Below are 18831 nucleotides of genomic sequence, written 5' to 3' on the forward strand. Positions count from 1 at the left end.
TTTCATCGAACCGATCATGACGGATTCATGACTGCGCCCCGGGTGTGGGAACACCCGGGGCGCAGTCGATTTCGAATACTCAGTGGCGGCGCTTGGACCGATCCGCCTTGGTCTGCGCGCGAGCGGCCTCACGACGCTCCCGGCGGGTGCCGCCGGCCGCGTCCTCGGCGCCGTACTCGTCGCTGTCACTGCGCACGGCGGCGTGACCACCCTCGTCCGGACCGCTGTAGGACAGTCCGCGCGGGCCCGACTCGTCGATGCCCTTGGCGCGCAACGCCGCCGGAGCGCCGTTACCCGCCGCGGCCGCGTCCTCCTGGGTGGGCAGCGGGCGGTTGCCGACCGGCGACTGCAGCCCGGCGGCCACGTTCACGCCCACCGGCTGCGGCTGCTGCACCTCGACCTGGAGGTTGAACAGGAAGCCGACCGACTCCTCCTTGAGGCCCTCGAGCATGGCCGCGAACATGTCGAAACCCTCACGCTGGTACTCGACCAGCGGGTCGCGCTGCGCCATCGCGCGCAGGCCGATGCCCTCCTTGAGATAGTCCATCTCGTAGAGGTGCTCACGCCACTTGCGGTCCAGGACGCTCAGCAGGATCTGGCGCTCCAGATTGCGCATGCTGCCCTCGCCCGCGAGCCCGTCGATCTCGGCCTCACGGTTGTCGTAGGCGGTGTGCGCGTCGTCGAGCAGCGCGTCGAGCAGTTCCTCGCGGGACAGCTCGCCGGTCTCGCCGGTCTCGGACTCACCGGTCAGCTCGCGGTAGTCGATGCCGCTGGGGTACAGCGTCTTCAACGCGCCCCACAGCTTCTCCAGATCCCAGTCCTCGACGTAGCCGTCGGCGGTGGCGCCATTGACGTAGGCGGTGATCACGTCGGTGATCATCTCCTGCACCTGGCCCTCCATGTCCTCACCCTCGAGGATGCGGGCGCGCTCGGCGTAGATCACCTTGCGCTGCTGGTTCATGACCTCGTCGTACTTGAGGACGTTCTTGCGGATCTCGAAGTTCTGCTGCTCGACCTGGGTCTGCGCGGACTTGATGGCTCGCGAGACCATCTTGGCCTCGATCGGCACATCGTCGGGCAGGTTCAGCCGGGTCATGATCGACTCCAGCGCCGCGCCGTTGAAGCGCCGCATCAGCTCGTCACCCAGCGACAGGTAGAAACGGGACTCGCCCGGGTCGCCCTGACGGCCGGAACGACCGCGCAGCTGGTTGTCGATACGCCGCGACTCGTGGCGCTCGGTGCCCAGCACGTACAGGCCACCCGCGTCGCGCACGGCCTCGGCGTCGGCGTCGACCTGCTGCTTGACCCGGTCCAGCGTGGCGTGCCACTGGGCCTCGTACTCGTCCGGCGTCTCGACCGGGTCCAGGCCCTGCCGGCGCAGCAGGATGTCGGCGATGATGTCCGGGTTGCCGCCCAGCACGATGTCGGTACCACGACCGGCCATATTGGTGGCGACGGTGACCGCGCCCGGCCGACCGGCCTCGGCGACGATCTGCGCTTCCTGCTCGTGGAACTTGGCGTTCAGCACGGAGTGCGCGATGCCGCGCTTGGTCAGCAGCTTGGACAGGTACTCCGAGCGCTCGACCGAGGTGGTGCCGACCAGGACCGGCTGGCCCAGCTCGTGCTTCTCCTGGATGTCGTCGGCGACCGCGGCGAACTTGGCCTCTTCGGTCTTGTAGATCAGGTCGGACTGATCCTGACGGACCATCGGCTTGTTGGTCGGGATCGGCACCACGCCCAGGCCGTAGGTCTGGTGCAGCTCGGCCGCCTCGGTCTCGGCGGTACCGGTCATGCCCGACAGCTTGTCGTACAGACGGAAGTAGTTCTGCAGCGTGATGGTGGCCAGCGTCTGGTTCTCCGGCTGGATCTCCACGCCTTCCTTGGCCTCGATGGCCTGGTGCATGCCCTCGTTGTAGCGGCGGCCCACCAGGATTCGACCCGTGAACTCGTCGACGATGATGACCTCGCCGTCGCGGACGATGTAGTCCTTGTCCTTGGTGTAGAGCTCCTTGGCCTTGATGGCGTTGTTCAGGTAGCTCACCAACGGCGAGTTCGCGGCCTCGTACAGGTTGTCGATGCCCAGCTGGTCCTCGACGAATTCGACGCCCGCCTCGTGCACACCGATGGTGCGCTTCTTGATGTCGACCTCGTAGTGCAGGTCCTTCTTCAGCAGCGGGGCGATGCGCGCGAACTCCGCGTACCACTTCGAGGAGGCGTCGGCCGGGCCCGAGATGATCAGCGGGGTGCGGGCCTCGTCGATGAGGATCGAGTCGACCTCGTCGACGATGGCGAAGTTGTGCCCGCGCTGGACCAGATCGTCCAGCGAGTGGGTCATGTTGTCGCGCAGGTAGTCGAAGCCGAACTCGTTGTTCGTGCCGTAGGTGATGGCGGCGTTGTAGGCCTCGCGGCGCTCGGCCGGGTTCATGCCGCCGAGGATCACGCCGACGTCGAAACCGAGGAACCGGTGCACGCGGCCCATCCACTCGGAGTCGCGCTTGGCCAGGTAGTCGTTGACGGTGACGACGTGCACGCCCTCGCCGGAGATGGCGTTGAGGTAGGCGGGCAACACACAGGTCAGGGTCTTGCCCTCACCGGTCTTCATCTCCGACACATTGCCGATGTGCAGGGCGGCGCCACCCATGATCTGCACCTTGTAGTGCTTCTGGTTGAGCACTCGCCAGGAGGCTTCCCGCGCGGTCGCGAAGGCCTCCAGCAGCAGTTCGTCGAGGGTCTCGCCCTCGGCGTAACGCTGCTGGAACTCCGCGGTCTTGGCCTGGAGCTCGGCGTCGGACAGGGCCGTGTACTCCTCGTCGAGGGCGATGACCTCGTCCGCCAGGCTTGCCAGCCGCTTGACCGTGCGACCTTCACCAATCCGTAGCAACCTTGAAAAACTCAGCGCAGGCACGGGTCTTGTAGTCCTCTGGTCGGTGTTGTCGGTAGCCCCCACCATGGCGGGAGGCCTGCGCGCGGGCGCGCATTCACAAGCCATGGTAATCCGGAGCCCATCGTAGGTGCTGAAGTGCGCGGGGGACGGTCGGGGCGCTGAGGAGAAGCTGTGAAAACGCGCCTGGTCGGATCCTCCCGGGAGCGCTGGCGACCACCCAGCGAATGCGATTGCGGCCGAAGCTGATTCGAAACCCCTGACGTACCATGTAGGGGGTCCGGCGTGCGGTGGTCTGCGCCCGCGCACCCGGAGCCGCCACGCCGACGACGGTGTGCGATCTCGGGCAGTGCGGCCCATCCATTCCCCCAGGTGATCGTATTGCGATAGCTTGCCTCCAGGCGGCTCGTGCCGCGTGAAAGCCGGCGCCTCGGCAGGGGGACAACTGCGAGGCGCAGGCAGGGATAAGGGAGTACCGGGCAGCGTGATCACCAGACTGACGCCCCAGGACGCGTCGTTCTACCGACTGGAATCCAGCAGCAACCCGATGCACATCGGCTCCCTGGCCATCCTGCGCAATCCCGCGCCGACCGGGAACTCCGGGCACGGACCGCTGGATTACGAGCGATTGGTCAGCCTGGTCGAATCGCGGTTGCCGCTGGTGCCGCTCTACCGGCGCAAGGTGCGGGAGATCCCGTTCGCGCTGGGCCGCCCGATCTGGGTGGACGACAGCCACTTCGACATCACCTATCACGTGCGGCGCTCGGCGCTACCCGAACCGGGGACCGACGAACAACTGCTGGACCTGGTGGCGCGACTGGCCTCGCGCCCGCTCGACCCCAGCCGGCCGCTATGGGAGATGTACCTGGTCGAAGGCCTGTCCGAAGGCCGCTGCGCCATCTTCACCAAAACCCATTCGGGCCTGGTGGACGGCGACAGCGCGCTCGAGATCGGGCATGTGATCCTCGACACCTCGACCGCGCCCCGCGATGTCGCCGACGACGCCTGGGTCGCCCACCGCGAACCCGCCGAACTGGAACTGCTGTTCGGCGCGGTCCTGCACCTGGCCACCCAGCCGCGCGAGGGCTTGGAGGTGGCACGCCACCACGTGGCCGAGGCCTTCGCCATGGTCGACGCCACCGGCAAGGCCGTGCAGAAACTGGTGTCCATGGTTCGCACCGCGGCCATCGGCGCGCCCGACAGTCCCCTGAACACGCGCACCTCGCGCAATCGCCGCTTCGAGGTGGTGCGCACCGATCTCGAGGACTACCGCAAGATCCGCAAACGCTTCGACTGCTCCATCAACGACGTGATCCTCGCGGTGGTGACCGGTGCGCTGCGCAACTGGCTGCTCTCGCGCGGGCAGGTGCTGACCGAGGCGGACGCGCTGCGCGCCGTGGTCCCCATGTCCGTGTACGCCGATGGACCCAACGGGGAGCTCAAACCCGCGGGCGAGGTCACCTCGCTGGTGCTGGATCTGCCGGTGGGCGAGCCGAATCCGGTGATCCGGATCTCGCACATCAAGCACGCCACCGAGGCGCACTCCCGGCATCAGCGCGGGGTGCGGGCCCGCACGCTGGTGCACATGGCCGGATTCGCTCCGGCGAGCCTGCATGCCATGAGCGTGCGCTCGGCGAGTACTTTTGCAGAACACACGTTCAATCTGGTGATCACCAACGCGCCGGGTCCGCAGCAGCCCATGTACATCGGCGGCGCGCGGATGCTGGAGATGTACCCGGTATCGCCGCTACTGCGTTTCCAGGCTCTGAGTATCGGGCTCACGTCCTACGACGGGCGGGTGTTCTACGGACTCACGGCCGATCGCGACGCCATGGCGGATATCGCGGTGCTGACCGCTTCGGTGCACGAGTCGATGGAGGAGATGCTCGGTGCCTGCGTCCAGTGAGTCGTCCGCCGTATCGAAGAAGCTACGGGTCTACGTCCCGGCCACGGTGCCGATGCTGCGGGAACTCGTGAAGGACCGGGAGATTCGCGCCCTCAACGACACCGCCTTCGCGGTCACCCCCGCGCTGCGCGAGGCCTACGCCTCCGGTGACGACGAGGAACTGGCCGAGGTCGCCATGGCCGAGGCCGCCCGTGCCTCGCTGCGACTACTCGCCGAGGAACAGGCCGTCGCGGATCTGGGCGGCGAGGACGCGGGCGAGCCCGACGGCACCGGCAGGTCCGCACCGGTCGGCCCGATCTTCCGCCGCGCGGTCATCGCCGCCGACGTGGACGGCGCGACCCTGCGCCCGGACCTGGACGACGCGGTGGTCCGGCTCTCGGCAGCCATCCCCTACGACCGGATCGCCTCGATCCACGTGGACCTGGCCGAGGCCGAGTCCGAGGTATCCAAGGCCGTCGAGGTCATCGACGCCGCGGACATGGGCGACGCCGACGCCGAATTCGTGCTCGGCGACGCCGAAGACCACCAATTGGCTTGGTACGCGGCCCAGGAACTCCCCTTCCTCCTGGACCTGCTCTGACCGGCCGGCAGCAGTCATAGAATTCTCGTTCCGGGCCCCCGTTTCAGCGAAACGGGGGCCCGCGAGTTTCGAGAGACAGGTACATCCGGCCCCGTAACCTACGATGCCGTAACCTGGCTGTGATGGTTGCTCATCACATGGGCAACTTGTGCGCGACGAAGCGCTGACCAGCGTGCACGACGACAGAAAGCTTCTGGGATATGGCATCGAAGAGTGGCGGATTCTCCGTGCGGGGACTGCGCGAATGGCTGGAGGCCCCCGTGGCCGAAGGCGGGAACGCCGGGCGGACTCCGCTCGACGCCCTGCGCGGAGCCGCGGCCCGGATCACCACTCCCCTGCTGCCCGACGACTACCTGCACCTGGTGAATCCGCTGTGGTCGGCGCGCGAGCTACGCGGCCGCATCGTGGAAGTCCGCAAGGAGACCGCGGATTCGGCCACCCTGGTGATCAAGCCGGGCTGGGGATTCGACTTCAAGTTCGCCCCGGGCCAGTACATCGGCATCGGCGTGCTGGTGGAGGGCCGCTGGCACTGGCGCTCGTATTCGCTGACCTGCCCGCCGGATTGGACCGGCGACGCCACCAACAAGGGCCGCCGGCTCATCTCCATCGCGGTGAAGGCGATGCCGGAGGGCTTCCTGTCCAGCCACATCGTCTCCGGCGTCCCCGAGGGCACGATCGTGCGCCTGGCCGCGCCGAAGGGCGGTTTCGTGCTGCCGGATCCGGCGCCGAGCAAGGTGCTGTTCCTGACCGCGGGCTCGGGCATCACCCCGGTGATGGCCATGCTGCGCACCATGGATCGCCGCGACGCGGTCCCCGATGTGCTGCACGTGCATTCGGCCCGCACCCCCGATGACGTCATGTTCGGCGACGAGTTGCGCGAATTGCACGATCGCCGTCCGGGTTTCACCGCCCACCTGCACCTGACCGGCGAGAACGGCAAGTTCGCGCTGGCCGATCTGGATACTGTGTGCCCGGACTGGCGGGAACGCGAGACCTGGGCCTGCGGCCCGCTGCCCATGCTCGACGAGATCGAAAAGCATTGGGCCGCGGCCGGTATCGGCGACCGCCTGCACGTGGAGCGGTTCGAGATCGAGCGCAACGCCACCGCCGAGGGCGGCACCGTCACCTTCGCCAAGACCGGCCGCACCGCCGAAGTGGACGGCGCGACCACCCTGCTGCAGGCCGGTGAGAGCGCTGGCGTGCAGATGCCGTTCGGCTGCCGCATGGGCATCTGCCAGACCTGCGTGGTGACCGTCACCGACGGCCACGTGCGGGATCTGCGCAACGGCAAGGAACACCGCGCCGGCGACAAGATCCAGACCTGCATCTCCGCGGCCGCGGGCGACTGCACGCTCGAGGTCTGACGCACAGTGCACGAGGTCCGACCCACACCGCACCGTGTGAGACGGCCCCGCCCGAGAACGGCTACCCTCGATAGCAATCGAGCCTGACCGGCCCTTCGGGGCCGCCCACCCGCACAGCGGTGCGAAGGCAGATCAACCACGGAAGGACTGCCGGTGGCCATCACCGACATCAAGACGTTCGCCCACCTCTCGGCGTCCGATATCGAAGCCCTGGGCCAGGAACTCGACACGATTCGACGCGATGTGGAGCACTCGCTGGGAGAGCGCGACGCGCGCTACATCCGGCGCACCATCGCGGCGCAGCGGATCCTGGAGGCGGCCGGCCGGGCCACCCTGTTCGCGTCGAAGAAGCGCTGGGCTTGGCTGACCGGCACCGCCCTGCTCTCGGTCGCGAAGATCATCGAGAACATGGAGCTCGGGCACAACGTCAGCCACGGGCAGTGGGACTGGATGAACGACCCGGAGATCCACTCCACCACGTGGGAGTGGGACATGACGGGGACGTCGGCGCAGTGGAAGGCCGCGCACAACTACTCGCACCACATGTACACCAACATCCTCGACATGGATGACGATCTGGGTTTCGGCATCCTGCGCATGACGCGCGACGAGGAGTGGAAGCCGATCAACCTGGTGCAGCCGGCCGCGAACCTGGTGCTGGCCGCGTTTTTCGAGTGGGGCATCGCGCTGCACGATCTGGCGGCCACCAAGGTGCAGATGGGTGTGCCCCAGTCCCAGCTCTTCCCGCCGCGCCACATCCTCACCGAGCCGAACAAGGCGTTCTGGAGCAAGGCCGGTAAGCAGGTCGCGAAGGATTTCGTGATCTACCCGGCGCTGACCGGTCCGGCCTGGAAGTCGACGCTGAAGGCGAACGCCACCGCGAACCTGGTCCGGAACCTGTGGGCGTACGCGGTCATCTTCTGCGGCCATTTCCCCGACGGCGCCGAGAAGTTCACCGAGGAGCAGTTCGAGAACGAGACGCAGGGCGAGTGGTACCTGCGCCAGATGCTGGGCAGCGCGAACTTCGACGCGGGCCCGGCGATGGCGTTCATGAGCGGCAATCTGAGCTACCAGATCGAGCATCACCTGTTCCCGGACCTGCCGAGCAATCGGTATGCCGAGGTGTCGGTGAAGGTGCGCGAGCTGTGCGACAAGTACGACCTGCCGTACACCACGGGCTCGCTGGGCAAGCAGTATCTGCTGGCGTTCCGCACGATTCACAAGCTGGCACTGCCGGATCAGTGGCTCAAGCGGACCTCCGACGACGCGCCCGAGACCTCCTCGGAGCGCAAGTTCGCGGGCATCTCGCTGCCGGCCTGGAACGGCGGCGAGTGGCTGGCCGAGCACAACGCCTCCGAATGGCTCGCCGAGCACAACGCGTCGGAGTGGCTGGCCGAGCACCAGCCGACCTGGGGCCTGGATCCGGTGACGGGTGAGCGGCGCGGGCTGCGGTCGGCGTTGCAGGAGGCGAAGGTGGCGCTGAAGGAGAAGGCGGAGCACGAGAAGCAGGTGCTGCGGGAGGCCAAGGCCGCGCTGCGCGAAAAGGCGCTGGCGGAAAAGGCGCTGCTGACCGAGAAAGCCAATCGGAAAGGCTGGTTCTCGCGTGCGCTGCGGCGCAATCGCTAGCAGAGTACAGTCGCGATAACAATGCGGTATTCGACACGTTAGCGATTCAATCCAAGCCAACCTACGGGACCGTAACCTACGGTACTGTAACCAGCATGGCGATCTCGGATGTCAAGGAATACGCGCACCTCACCCCGGAGGATGTCGAAGCGATCGGAGCGGAGCTGGACGCCATCCGCCGCGAAGTCGAATCATCCCTCGGCGCGAAGGATGCCCGTTACATCCGCAATGTGATCCGTCTCCAGCGCGGCCTCGAAATCAGTGGCCGCACAGTGCTTTTCGCGAGTCTCTTCCCGCCCGCGTGGCTGGCCGGCGTCGCCCTGCTGGGCACCGCCAAGATCATCGAGAACATGGAGATCGGCCACAATGTGATGCACGGGCAGTGGGACTGGATGAACGATCCGGAAATCCACTCGACCAAGTGGGAATGGGACAACGCCGGCCCGTCCGAGCACTGGAAGATCACCCACAACTTCCTGCACCACAAGTACACCAACGTGCTGGGCATGGATGACGACATCGGCTACGGCCTGCTGCGCGTCACCCGCGACCAGCGGTGGTCGCCGTTCTATCTCGGACAGCCGGTCTACAACCTGCTGCTGCAGATGTTCTTCGAATACGGCGTCGCCATTCAGCATTTGGAACTGGGCAAGGTCGCCAAGAAGAAGTGGGCCCCCGATTCTCCCGAGCGCATTCAGTTCGAGGAGGACCGCAAGACGGTTCTGAAGAAGATCGGCAAGCAGGCCGCCAAGGACTACCTGATCTTCCCGCTGCTCACCGGCCCCGCCTTCCTGGGCACGCTGACCGCCAACCTGGCCGCCAACGTGGTCCGCAATGTGTGGACCAACGCGGTCATCTTCTGCGGCCACTTCCCCGACGGCGCCGAGAAGTTCACCAAGTTCGACTGCGACAACGAGACCCAGGGCGAGTGGTACCTGCGTCAGATGCTGGGTTCGGCCAACATCTCCGGCGGCCCGGTCATGCACTTCATGTCCGGCAACCTCTCGCACCAGATCGAGCACCACCTGTACCCGGACATCCCGTCCAACCACCTGCGCGACATCGCGGTGCGGGTGCGGGCGCTGTGCGAGAAGTACGACCTGCCCTACACCACCGGTTCGCTGCCGGTGCAGTACGCCAAGTCGTGGCGCACCATCATGAAGCTGTCGCTGCCCAACAAGTACCTGCGCCGCTCCACCGACGACGCTCCGGAAACCAAGTCGGAGAAGATGTTCGGCGGCGAGGCCACGGTGGATCCGATGACCGGCCGCCGCCGCGGCCTGCGCACCGCGCTGCGTGAGGGCCGGCGCAAGCTGGCCCGGCGCGAACCGGCCATGGCCGGTTAGTCACCGATATTCGCGAACGCCTCCCGCCGAGTCCCGGCGGGAGGCGTTCGTGCTGTGGAGGGTTGCCAGGTTCGGCGATCGACCCGCCTGGTTCACTGGACCACGTGTGTTCCGAAGGCCCGATCAGCTCCCTCGAATGTCTGAGCGTCTACGACGCCATCAAACTGCGCCGTGACGTCCGCGCCGAATTCACCGGTGCGGTGGTCGACGACACCACCCTGCTCCGGATTCTGGAGGCCGCCCATCGCGCCCCGAGCGTCGGCAACTCCATGCCGTGGGACTTCGTGGTGCTGCGGGCCCCGGCCACGCTCGGCAAATTCGCCGACCACGTGGCCGAGAAACGGCAGCAGTTCAACGATTCGCTGCCCGCCGACCGCGCCGAGACCTTCAATCCGATCAAGATCGAAGGCATTGTGGAGAGCGGCACCGGCATCGTGGTGACCCACAATCAGGCCCGCGGCGGCACCCACGTGCTGGGCCGCGCGACGGTGCCCGAGACCGGCATCTACTCCACCATCCTGGCCATCCAGAACCTGTGGCTGGCCGCCACCGCCGAGGGCGTGGGCGTCGGCTGGGTGAGCTTCTACGACGAGCCTTTCCTGACCGACCTGCTCGGCCTGCCGCCGGGCGTGAAGCCGGTGGCCTGGCTGTGCGTCGGCCCGGTGCACGAATTCCAGCAGATCCCGGATCTGGAGCGCTTCGGCTGGCGCAATCGCCGCCCGCTCGAGTCGGCCATCCACTGGGAGCAGTTCACCCCTCGCTCGGACGACTGACCGAACGAACACACGAAAACCCCGATCCACGCGGATCGGGGTTTTCGCTGTCGAAAGGGGTTTCGCGCGTGGCGAATCAGTGCTGCGGCGCGGCGGCGGCGACGGGAACGGCGACCACGGCGGAGAGAACGATCTTGCGAACAGACATCGGTAGTACCGGCTTTCACATGCGTGGATCATTTGTGTTTCGGATACGCATCCGGTGGAAGTCGCGGGCATCGCGGTCACACCGGATCCACCACCGACGGTAGGCGTAACTGGACGTTCGCCCAAGATGGGCGAAATCGGAAAACAGCGTGACCCAGGCCGCCAATTCGGCTGCGCGCGAAACCATTTCCCCGGGTAAGCGCGATGTGAATATGCGCAATTGCTCTGTGCATCACATGTGACCGACGGTGCACAGCTACAGGCCAGTAGCCGCGACCACGTTCTCGCCGTTCACTGGAAGTACTCGGGACCGGCCAGCCGGCGAGCCACCTCGGCGGCCAGTTCCGCGCCGGTGGCCTCGCGCAGCGCCTCCTGCAGCGAGGCGCGCACGACGTCGTCACGAGTGAGGAACCCGGCCGCGATGAGACCTTCGATCGGACTCACCCGATAGGTGCGGCTGAACGCGATGACGGTTTCCGCGACCGGCGAGTCACCGCCCAGATGCCGGGACACCCGCATCTGGTTGGTGCCCATGCGCGCGGCGATGGCGCGATCACTGTCGCCATGCGAAACCGCCTGCTTCCATTCCCGGAAACCCACACCGAAATTGTGTGCCTGGGAAGTTGCGGGCCGCAATCCTTCCGCGTCGCTCGGCGGGTCAGACGGCTTCGAGCACCGCCGAGGCCCCGATGCCGCCCGCCGCGCAGATGCCGAGCAGGGCGGTGGACTTGCCGGTGAGTGCGAGTTCGTTGGCCATGGTGGTGACCATGCGCGCGCCGGTGGCCCCGAAGGGGTGGCCGAGGGAGACCGAGCCGCCGTGGACGTTGAGCTTCGCCGGGTCGATCTCGCCGACGGCGGTGTCGCGGCCGAGGCGGGTCTTTGCCCATTCGTCGCTGGCCAGGGCGGCGACGACGGAGAGGGTCTGGGCGGCGAAGGCCTCGTGGATGTCGACGAAATCGATGTCCGCCAAGGACATTCCGGCCCGGTCGAGAGCGCGCGGCATGGAGATGGCGGGGCCGATGAGGACCTGGTCGCGGGGGTCGACGCTGACGAAGCTCCAGGAGCGGAAAGCCGCCAACGGCTGGAAACCGAGGGCGCGGGCCTTCTCCTCGCTCATCAGCAGCACCGCGGACGCGCCGTCGGTGAGCGGACTGGAGTTGCCGGCGGTGACGGTGCCGTTCTCGGCGAAAACCGGTGCCAGCTTGGCGAGTTTGGCCAGGCTGGTGTCGCGGCGCACGAGTCCGTCGCGGGAGACCGCGCTGCCGTCGGGGGTGCGGACGGACAGCACCTCGCGGTCGAAGCGGCCGGATTCGATGGCGGCGGCGGCCCGGTGATGGGAGGTGGCGGCGAAGTGGTCCTGCGCGCCGCGCGAGACACCGTGGATGCGCGCCATCTTCTCGGCGGATTCGCCCATCACCTCGCCGGTGGTGCGTTCGGCGATCTGCGGGCGGCGCGGCATCAGGTCGTAGAACGGGGCCAATTGGGTTGCGGCCGTGAGGTAGTCCTTGGCCTTGGGCTTGCCCAGCGCCAGCGGCGCGGCCGCGTGCACCAGCTTCTGCGGCAGCTTGACCTCGGCATTGCTGGTGGAGTCGCTGCCGCCGGCGATCATGATGTCGTGCTCGCCGCGTTCGATGGCGGCGGCCGCGGACACCACGGCCTGCAGTCCGGACGCGCAGGCGCGGGTCACGGTGTAGCCCTCGCACCCCGGGTCCAGTTCGAGGTCGAGCGCGATCTCACGCGCGATGTTGGGCGCCGCGCCGGGCAGGATCACCCCTCCCCACACGATGCCCTGGACGTCCTGCTTGGGCAGTCCGGTGCGTTCCAGCAGCCCGCGCACCGCGGTGTCGGCGAGGTCGATGGAGTCCATCCGCGTGAAATCGGTGAAGGCCCGCACGAACGGGGTCCGCGCCCCGGCGACGATGACAGCACGGCGAGCGCCTTTGGTAGCCATGGCACAGTTTTAACTGATACACGCCGTAACAGCAAGAGTGCCCTGGACAACAGGCGACCGGGGCCCGTCCCGTGACCCCGGTCGAAGGTTGATGTCCCTGAAGCTGCCGACTAAGCGAGCCTGATGAGCCCGTAGTCGAAGGCGTGACGGCGGTAGACGACCGACGGTCGGTCGGTCTCCTTGTCCTGGAACAGGAAGAAATCGTGACCGACGAGCTCCATCTGATAGAGGGCGTCATCGACCGTCATCGGTATCGCGGGGTGCTGCTTGGTGCGCACGACATGCCCGGGACCGGCGGATTCGTCCATCGCGGCGGCCGAATGGTCATGGGCGCTCTCGGCTCCGTTGGCGGAGAACAGCGTTTCGTCGACGAGACTGGCGGTCGCCTCCGCGACCGAGATCGGCGTCTTGTCCCCGTGATGCACGCGGCGGCGATCCTTGAGCCGACGCAGCCGGCTCTCGAGCTTCTCGACCGCGCCTTCGAGGGCGGCGTAGAAGCTGTCGGCGCAGGCCTCGGCCCGGACGACCGGACCCTTACCGCGGGCGGTGATCTCTATTCGCTGGCAGTTCTTGCGTTGACGACGGTTGCGTTCGTGGGTGAGCTCCACGTCGAAGAGGTAGATGGTGGGGTCGAAGCGCTCCAAGCGAGAGAGCTTGTCCGCCACGTGAATTCGAAAATGGTCGGGCACTCCGCCCTCCCCCAGGGTCCTGCCCTTCACCACGATGTCTGCCGTGGTGGCCCGACTGGATGAGTCGTCGATGACCTCGTCATCGAGCAGCACCGAGGTGCCTGCGTTCTTCGCTGAGAGTCGTGAAGAAGTCGTCACGCGTACCTCCCGGATCTGGCCGCACAAGCCGCTCGTGCGGCGGGATTGAAACGTGTGCCGACCGATGAATCTCGCATCGGCACATATGTCCGAGGCGCCACCTCCAAACTTGCGGTTCGGGTGTCTGATCGCCAACCTAGTGCGCCAGCGACCTGTCCGCCAGTGTTCACGCAAATTTCGGAGAATCAAGCAGCGCAGGTAACCAGCACGGCACGCACGGCGATCCGCGCGGCACTCAGCGCCCGCACCGATTCGGACACCGTGGCGCCGGTGGTCAGCACATCATCGATGACCACTACCTCGGCATTTGCCGGAAACAGGGCACTCGGCGGCCGGGTGGTGGCCACCCGGATCCGACCGTGCAGATTGTGCCGGCGATCGCGATGCCCGAGGCCGACCGAATCCCGCACACCGGGACTCATGCGTAACACGCATACCAGTCGGCAACCCGGTAGCCACCCTGCCGCGATGCCCGCGGCACGCACCACCGGGTCGCCGCCGCGCCGCCGGGCCGCGGCCCCGCGACTGGGCGCGGGGATCAGCACCAGGGGCCGGGACGCGTCCCGCAAATGATCCAGCCCCCTGGCCAATCCGGCCCCGAGCGGTCGCGTCAGGTCCCGGCGGCACTGTTCCTTGACCGCCAGCACGGCCCGCCGCGGCGCGCCCGTGTAGGCGGCCAGCGCCCAGCACGGCACCCCGGGATCGGCGCGCGGGCGGATCCGGATGGGCGGGCCCGACAGCGCGGCCGCGCAGTCCGCACACCACCCCGTCCCGGTCCGGCCGCACCCGCCGCAGCAACGCGGCAGGATCAGATCCAGCAGTTCCCCCATGCCCCTCAGTGTGCGCCTAGCCCGGCAGCACCGGCACCGCGTTGGCCCCGAGTCCCGGAACTTCGCGCCAGTAGTCCTCGCGCCCTTCGGGATTGCGGGTCAGCTCGAGCACCGCGCGCGAGTCGGCCACGTACTCCTGGTCGGGCGAGGCGCTCACCACCCGCACCGGCGGGGTCAGGTTCTGCGAGGACTGTGGCCGGAATTCCGAGCCGTCCACCAGCACCCCGGCCACCGGGTCGACCGTGCCGTCGCGGGCCACGATGACCCGCTCGTCGGTGAGCCAGTCCAGCGACACCGCGGGCGTGCTCAGTCCGATGGCCAGCGGCAGCGGCGAGGACAGCGCGAACTTCCCGTTCGGCTGCGGCACCACCACGGCGACGTACACCTTGCCGTTGGCGATGATCGCCGCCCGCGCCCCGGTCGGCGAGATGCGCAGTTCGGTGATGGGCGTGCGCGGCGAGTTCGCGTTGATCGCGGCCGCGATCAGATCCGAGATGTCTACGTCCTGGACCGAGACATTGCCGCTGGCGCGGTCGTGCACGGCCCGGATCACCCGGTCCCCGTCCACCACCGACCAGGCCGAACCGCCGTCGGCGGGCCAGGTGGGCCGGGTGAAGGTGCCGCCGGTGGCGACCGGGAAGCCCTGCCCGTCATAGGTGCCGATGATCAGGGTGCGTTCGGGTTCGGGGTCCGGGCGGCCGGAGCGGGCGACGGCGGCGACCAGGGTGCCGTCCGGAGACAGTCCCACCGATTGCAGGGCGTGGGTGCTGCCGAAGAAGCCGGGCGCGGGCGTGATGCCGCTGCCGTTGACCGCCACCAGCGAACCGTCACGGACGGCGTGCAGTCCGGTTCGGTTGCGGGCGATGACATCCGGGCTGCGGGCCTCCACGTCGGCGCGCTGCCAGCCGCCGGCGAACTTCTCGTTGAGCGGTTTGCCGTCGGCGTTGATCAGGTACGGGCCCAGCACGTCGGCGCCGCCGAGGGTGAGCACCACCTGGGTGGCCAGCAGGTCGCGCGCGGCCGGATCGAGCCCGGCCGCACCGGAGAAGTCGACCGCCATGCCGCCGCCGCCCACGCCGACATTGTCCGGATCGCCATTGGCCTTGGTGACCGGTCCGCGCAGCGCCACGGGCGCGCCCATCGGGTTGTGCACGGCCGGGGCGAGAGCGGCCTGCGGGCCCTCGCTGAGCAGGCTGAGCAGCCGCTGCGCCAACTGGTCCTTGCGGGCCGCGATCCAGCGCAGGTCGGGCACCATGCCGACGCCCGCCAGATTCGGGAAGAACAGCGAATACCGGTGGTAGAACTTGGCGAACGCGGCCTGTTCGACGATGACGCCGGACGGCAGATCCTTGATCCGCCACTCGCCGCCGATCTTCTCCAGGTCGATCTTGGTTTCCAGGGTGCCGTCGGAGGCCCGATAGGAGCCGTCGGAGGCCAGCTCACCGATCCTGCGCGCCCGGATCACATAGGTCGCCGAGTCACCGGTGCGCGATTCCCGCAGGGTGTTGGGCTGCGAGTCGACGACGGTGGTGCCGGCCCCGTCGTCCCACTGCACATTGGCGGCGGGCGAGAGGAATTGGCGGGCCAGCTGGTGCCGGTTGGCGGGGTCGGCGGTGGCCTGCAGGAAGTCCAGCAGCAGCTGCTCGGGTTCCCGTCCGGCGACCGGCGGGTTGAGCGCGGTGCTGGTGGGCTGATGGTCCAGGCTGCCCAGCGCCTGCGGAGCCGACGAATCCGGCAGGCTCGCACAGGCGCTCACGCCGATCAGGCAGCCGAGTACCAGCAGGGCCCGGCACAGGCCCTGCGCTGGTGTCCTCATGATTGGCCGTCGCCCTGCTCGGCCGGCGCGGAGCCCCCGGAAGTTTCACGGCCGGAAGCGGTTCCGTTGCGCTGCGCCGGGTCCGGGGTCTCGGCGTCCTCGTCCGGGCGGGAGTCGTCGCCGGGGGCGAAGCCTTCGTGGACGGCCAGGGCGTCGGCCGCGGCCAGATCGGCGGCGTCGACGAGGTCGGCGGCGGCCGCCTCGACATCCTCGGCCGTCGCGGTAGGCCCGTCGATCACCGTGGCGGCGGGGAATTCCGGGGCGATCGCCTCGAAACCCGCCTCCCCGCCATCGGTTTCCCCGAGGAGCTCCGGGACCGCGGGGTCGTTCCCGGATTCGGTTGTTCCCGGTTCGGTTGCGGTGGGCTCGGATTCGAGCGCCGGCGCAGCGGGTTCGGCGGCCGGTGCGGCATCGGAGCCCGCGATGTCGAGGGCCAGCTGTTCGGGCGAGACCGCGCCGCGAAACTTGGGCGGTTCCAGCGAGAGTGGGCTGGGGCCGAGTTTGCGGCCGCGGACCAGCGGCAGGGTGAGCCGGAAGCTCGCGCCCACGCCGATCTCGCCCCACGCCTCGAGCTTGCCCTCGTGCAGGTTGGCGTCCTCGACACTGATGGACAGGCCCAGGCCGGTGCCGCCGGAGCGGCGCATACGGGAGGGGTCCGAGCGCCAGAAGCGGTTGAACACCAGCTTCTCCTCGCCGGGCCGCAGGCCCACGCCCTGGTCGCGTACCACGATGGCGACCGCGTTGGCGTCGCCGTCGCCGCGCATGCGCATGAGCACCGGTTTGCCCTCGCTGTGGTCGATGGCGTTGGCGAGCAGGTTGCGCAGCACCCGCTCGACGCGGCGCGGATCCACCTCGGCGACAAGGGGTTCCTCGGGCATGTCGACCACGAGTTCCACGCCGGATTCGCGGGCCAGGTGCCGCACGGTGGAGACCGCGGCCCGCGCGCACATGCGCACGTCGAGCGATTCCACTTGCAGCTCGGCCACACCCGCGTCGTGGCGGCTGATCTCGAGCAGGTCGTTGAGCAGGCCCTCGAACCGGTCGAGTTCGTTGACGAGCAGTTCGGCCGAACGCGCCAGCGCCGGGTCCAGGTCGTCGCTGGATCCGTGGATGAGGTCGGCCGCCATGCGCACCGTGGTCAACGGGGTGCGCAATTCGTGGCTGACGTCGGAGGTGAAGCGGCGCTGCAGATTTCCGAACTCCTCGAGTTGGGTGATCTGGTTGGACAGACTTTCGGCCATCTCGTTGAACGACATGGCCAGCCTGGCCATGTCGTCCTCACCGCGCACCAGCATGCGCTCTTTGAGGCGTCCATCGGCGAACCGACTCGCGATGCGCGCCGCGGATCTGATGGGCAGCACCACCTGTCTGGTCACCAGCGCCGTGATGGCGGCCAGCAACACGAGCAGCACGATGCCGCCGATGAGCATGGTGCCGCGCATGAGCGACAGGCTGCGTTCTTCATTGGTCAGCGGGAAGATCAGGTAGATCTCGAGCGAGTCGATGTCCGCCGACGGGCTGCCGATGATCAGCGCCTTGCCCTTGTACCCATCCGGGCTCGCGACAGTCGCGAATTGGTAGGAAACCTGCCGCTGCTTCACGAATTGCCGCAGCTCGGCGGGGATCTCCTGGATGGCGCCGGAGTTGATCTCCTGTCCGGTGTCCCCGGTCATGGCCAGGGCAGCCTCGTAACTGCCTGCGGCGCCTCCGGTCTGGGTCCCGCCGGCGCTGGAGAACAGCGCGCGGCGGGCATCGTCCAGGCGACTCTGCTGGGTGCCCGAGTCGTGCACACCGGTCAGTTGGTTCTGAACGGTGTTGCGGGCGCGGCCCATTTCCTCCACGGCCGCGTTGATCTTCGCGTCCAACAGCCGGTCGGTGATCTGACTCGTGAGCACGACGCCCAGAATCGTGATGACGATCAGCGACAGAGTGAGGGTGGACACGACGACACGCAGCTGCAGCGAACGCCGCCATACATGGCCCAGTTGCTCGCCGAGATTGCGGAACCAGGCCATCATTACTGCCAGCCACCGCTGCACGCGGTTTCTGGAGCCAGCGATCACGGCGGTCCGGCCTTGTAGCCCACACCTCGGACGGTCAAGACGATCTCAGGGTTCTCCGGATCCTTCTCCACCTTGGCGCGCAACCGCTGCACGTGCACGTTGACCAGGCGGGTATCGGCGGCGTGCCGGTATCCCCAGACCTGTTCCAACAGCACCTCACGGGTGAACACCTGACGAGGCTTGCGGGCCAGCGCCACCAGCAGATCGAATTCCAGAGGGGTCAGCGAGATCTGCGCACCGCCGCGAGTCACCTTGTGCGCGGGCACATCGATGACGATATCGGCGATGGAGAGCAGTTCCTGCGGCTCCTCTTCGGTGCGACGCAAGCGCGCCCGCACCCGGGCGACCAGTTCTTTCGGCTTGAACGGCTTGACGATGTAATCGTCGGCGCCGCTTTCCAAGCCCAGGACGACGTCGACCGTATCGGTCTTCGCCGTCAGCATCACGATGGGTACTCCCGAGTCGGCTCGCAACACCCGGCATACATCGATGCCGTTCATGCCGGGCAGCATGAGGTCGAGCAACACGAGGTCCGGGCGTAACTCCCGGACCGCGGTCAGCGCCTGCGTGCCGTCTCCGACGACGTGGGGGTCGAAACCCTCACCGCGCAAGACGATCGTGAGCATCTCCGCGAGAGCCATATCGTCGTCGACGACCAGAATCTTCGGCTTCATAACGTCTAGTTTGTCACCTCTCCGGCTCTGATTCGGCCGCCACGCCA

General features: G+C 67.7%; 14 protein-coding genes. 6 read left to right on the forward strand and 8 right to left on the reverse strand.

The annotated features are described in order from the left end of the window. Positions 1–79 precede the first annotated feature (79 nt). Complete coding sequence (secA, locus tag ACYVKL_RS14000; RefSeq protein WP_379163112.1) at positions 80–2905, reverse strand: preprotein translocase subunit SecA; 2826 nt, start codon at positions 2903–2905, stop codon at positions 80–82. A 460-nt stretch (positions 2906–3365) separates the two neighbouring features. Here secA and ACYVKL_RS14005 point away from each other — a divergent pair, with 460 nt between their 5' ends. The 6 genes from ACYVKL_RS14005 to bluB all read left to right on the forward strand — a co-directional run bounded on the left by ACYVKL_RS14005 (position 3366) and on the right by bluB (position 10476). Continuing rightward, positions 3366–4787: a WS/DGAT/MGAT family O-acyltransferase gene (locus tag ACYVKL_RS14005; RefSeq protein WP_379163115.1), complete on the forward strand. Its 1422-nt coding sequence runs from the start codon at positions 3366–3368 to the stop codon at positions 4785–4787. Beyond that, on the forward strand, positions 4771–5367 hold the full coding sequence (locus ACYVKL_RS14010; protein ID WP_379163117.1) for a DUF6912 family protein: 597 nt from the start codon (positions 4771–4773) through the stop codon (positions 5365–5367). Before ACYVKL_RS14005 ends, ACYVKL_RS14010 begins: the two co-directional genes overlap by 17 nt. A 200-nt stretch (positions 5368–5567) precedes the next feature. Next, positions 5568–6731, forward strand: a complete 1164-nt coding sequence (locus tag ACYVKL_RS14015) for a ferredoxin reductase (RefSeq protein WP_379163120.1) — start codon at positions 5568–5570, stop codon at positions 6729–6731. 153 nt (positions 6732–6884) lie between these two features. Beyond that, a complete protein-coding gene (locus tag ACYVKL_RS14020; protein ID WP_379163123.1) occupies positions 6885–8357 on the forward strand; it encodes a fatty acid desaturase family protein in 1473 nt (490 codons plus the stop codon). A gap of 95 nt (positions 8358–8452) precedes the next feature. Then, a complete protein-coding gene (locus ACYVKL_RS14025) occupies positions 8453–9703 on the forward strand; it encodes a fatty acid desaturase family protein (protein ID WP_379163126.1) in 1251 nt (416 codons plus the stop codon). A 140-nt stretch (positions 9704–9843) separates the two neighbouring features. Beyond that, entirely contained in the window at positions 9844–10476 is a 633-nt protein-coding gene (bluB, locus tag ACYVKL_RS14030; protein ID WP_379165722.1) for a 5,6-dimethylbenzimidazole synthase, read from the forward strand. 438 nt (positions 10477–10914) lie between these two features. Here bluB and ACYVKL_RS14035 read toward each other — a convergent pair whose 3' ends face one another. The 7 genes from ACYVKL_RS14035 to mtrA form a co-directional block, all read right to left on the reverse strand. Further along, positions 10915–11223, reverse strand: a complete 309-nt coding sequence (locus ACYVKL_RS14035) for a hypothetical protein (protein WP_379163129.1) — start codon at positions 11221–11223, stop codon at positions 10915–10917. A gap of 58 nt (positions 11224–11281) precedes the next feature. Further along, positions 11282–12574 carry an acetyl-CoA C-acyltransferase gene (locus ACYVKL_RS14040; protein WP_379163133.1) on the reverse strand — a complete coding sequence of 431 codons (1293 nt, stop codon included), beginning with the start codon at positions 12572–12574 and terminating at the stop codon, positions 11282–11284. Positions 12575–12684: 110 nt separating this feature from the next. Continuing rightward, on the reverse strand, positions 12685–13353 hold the full coding sequence (gene hpf / locus ACYVKL_RS14045) for a ribosome hibernation-promoting factor, HPF/YfiA family (protein WP_379165723.1): 669 nt from the start codon (positions 13351–13353) through the stop codon (positions 12685–12687). A 233-nt stretch (positions 13354–13586) separates the two neighbouring features. Then, positions 13587–14231, reverse strand: coding sequence for a ComF family protein (locus ACYVKL_RS14050; RefSeq protein ID WP_379163136.1), 645 nt, complete (start codon positions 14229–14231; stop codon positions 13587–13589). A gap of 16 nt (positions 14232–14247) precedes the next feature. Then, on the reverse strand, positions 14248–16047 hold the full coding sequence (lpqB, locus tag ACYVKL_RS14055; RefSeq protein WP_379163139.1) for an MtrAB system accessory lipoprotein LpqB: 1800 nt from the start codon (positions 16045–16047) through the stop codon (positions 14248–14250). Further along, entirely contained in the window at positions 16044–18062 is a 2019-nt protein-coding gene (mtrB, locus tag ACYVKL_RS14060) for an MtrAB system histidine kinase MtrB (protein WP_379165724.1), read from the reverse strand. Before mtrB ends, lpqB begins: the two co-directional genes overlap by 4 nt. A gap of 44 nt (positions 18063–18106) precedes the next feature. After that, on the reverse strand, positions 18107–18784 hold the full coding sequence (gene mtrA / locus ACYVKL_RS14065) for an MtrAB system response regulator MtrA (protein WP_033090495.1): 678 nt from the start codon (positions 18782–18784) through the stop codon (positions 18107–18109). Between the last annotated feature and the right edge of the window lie 47 nt (positions 18785–18831).

Source organism: Nocardia tengchongensis, from assembly GCF_054781395.1.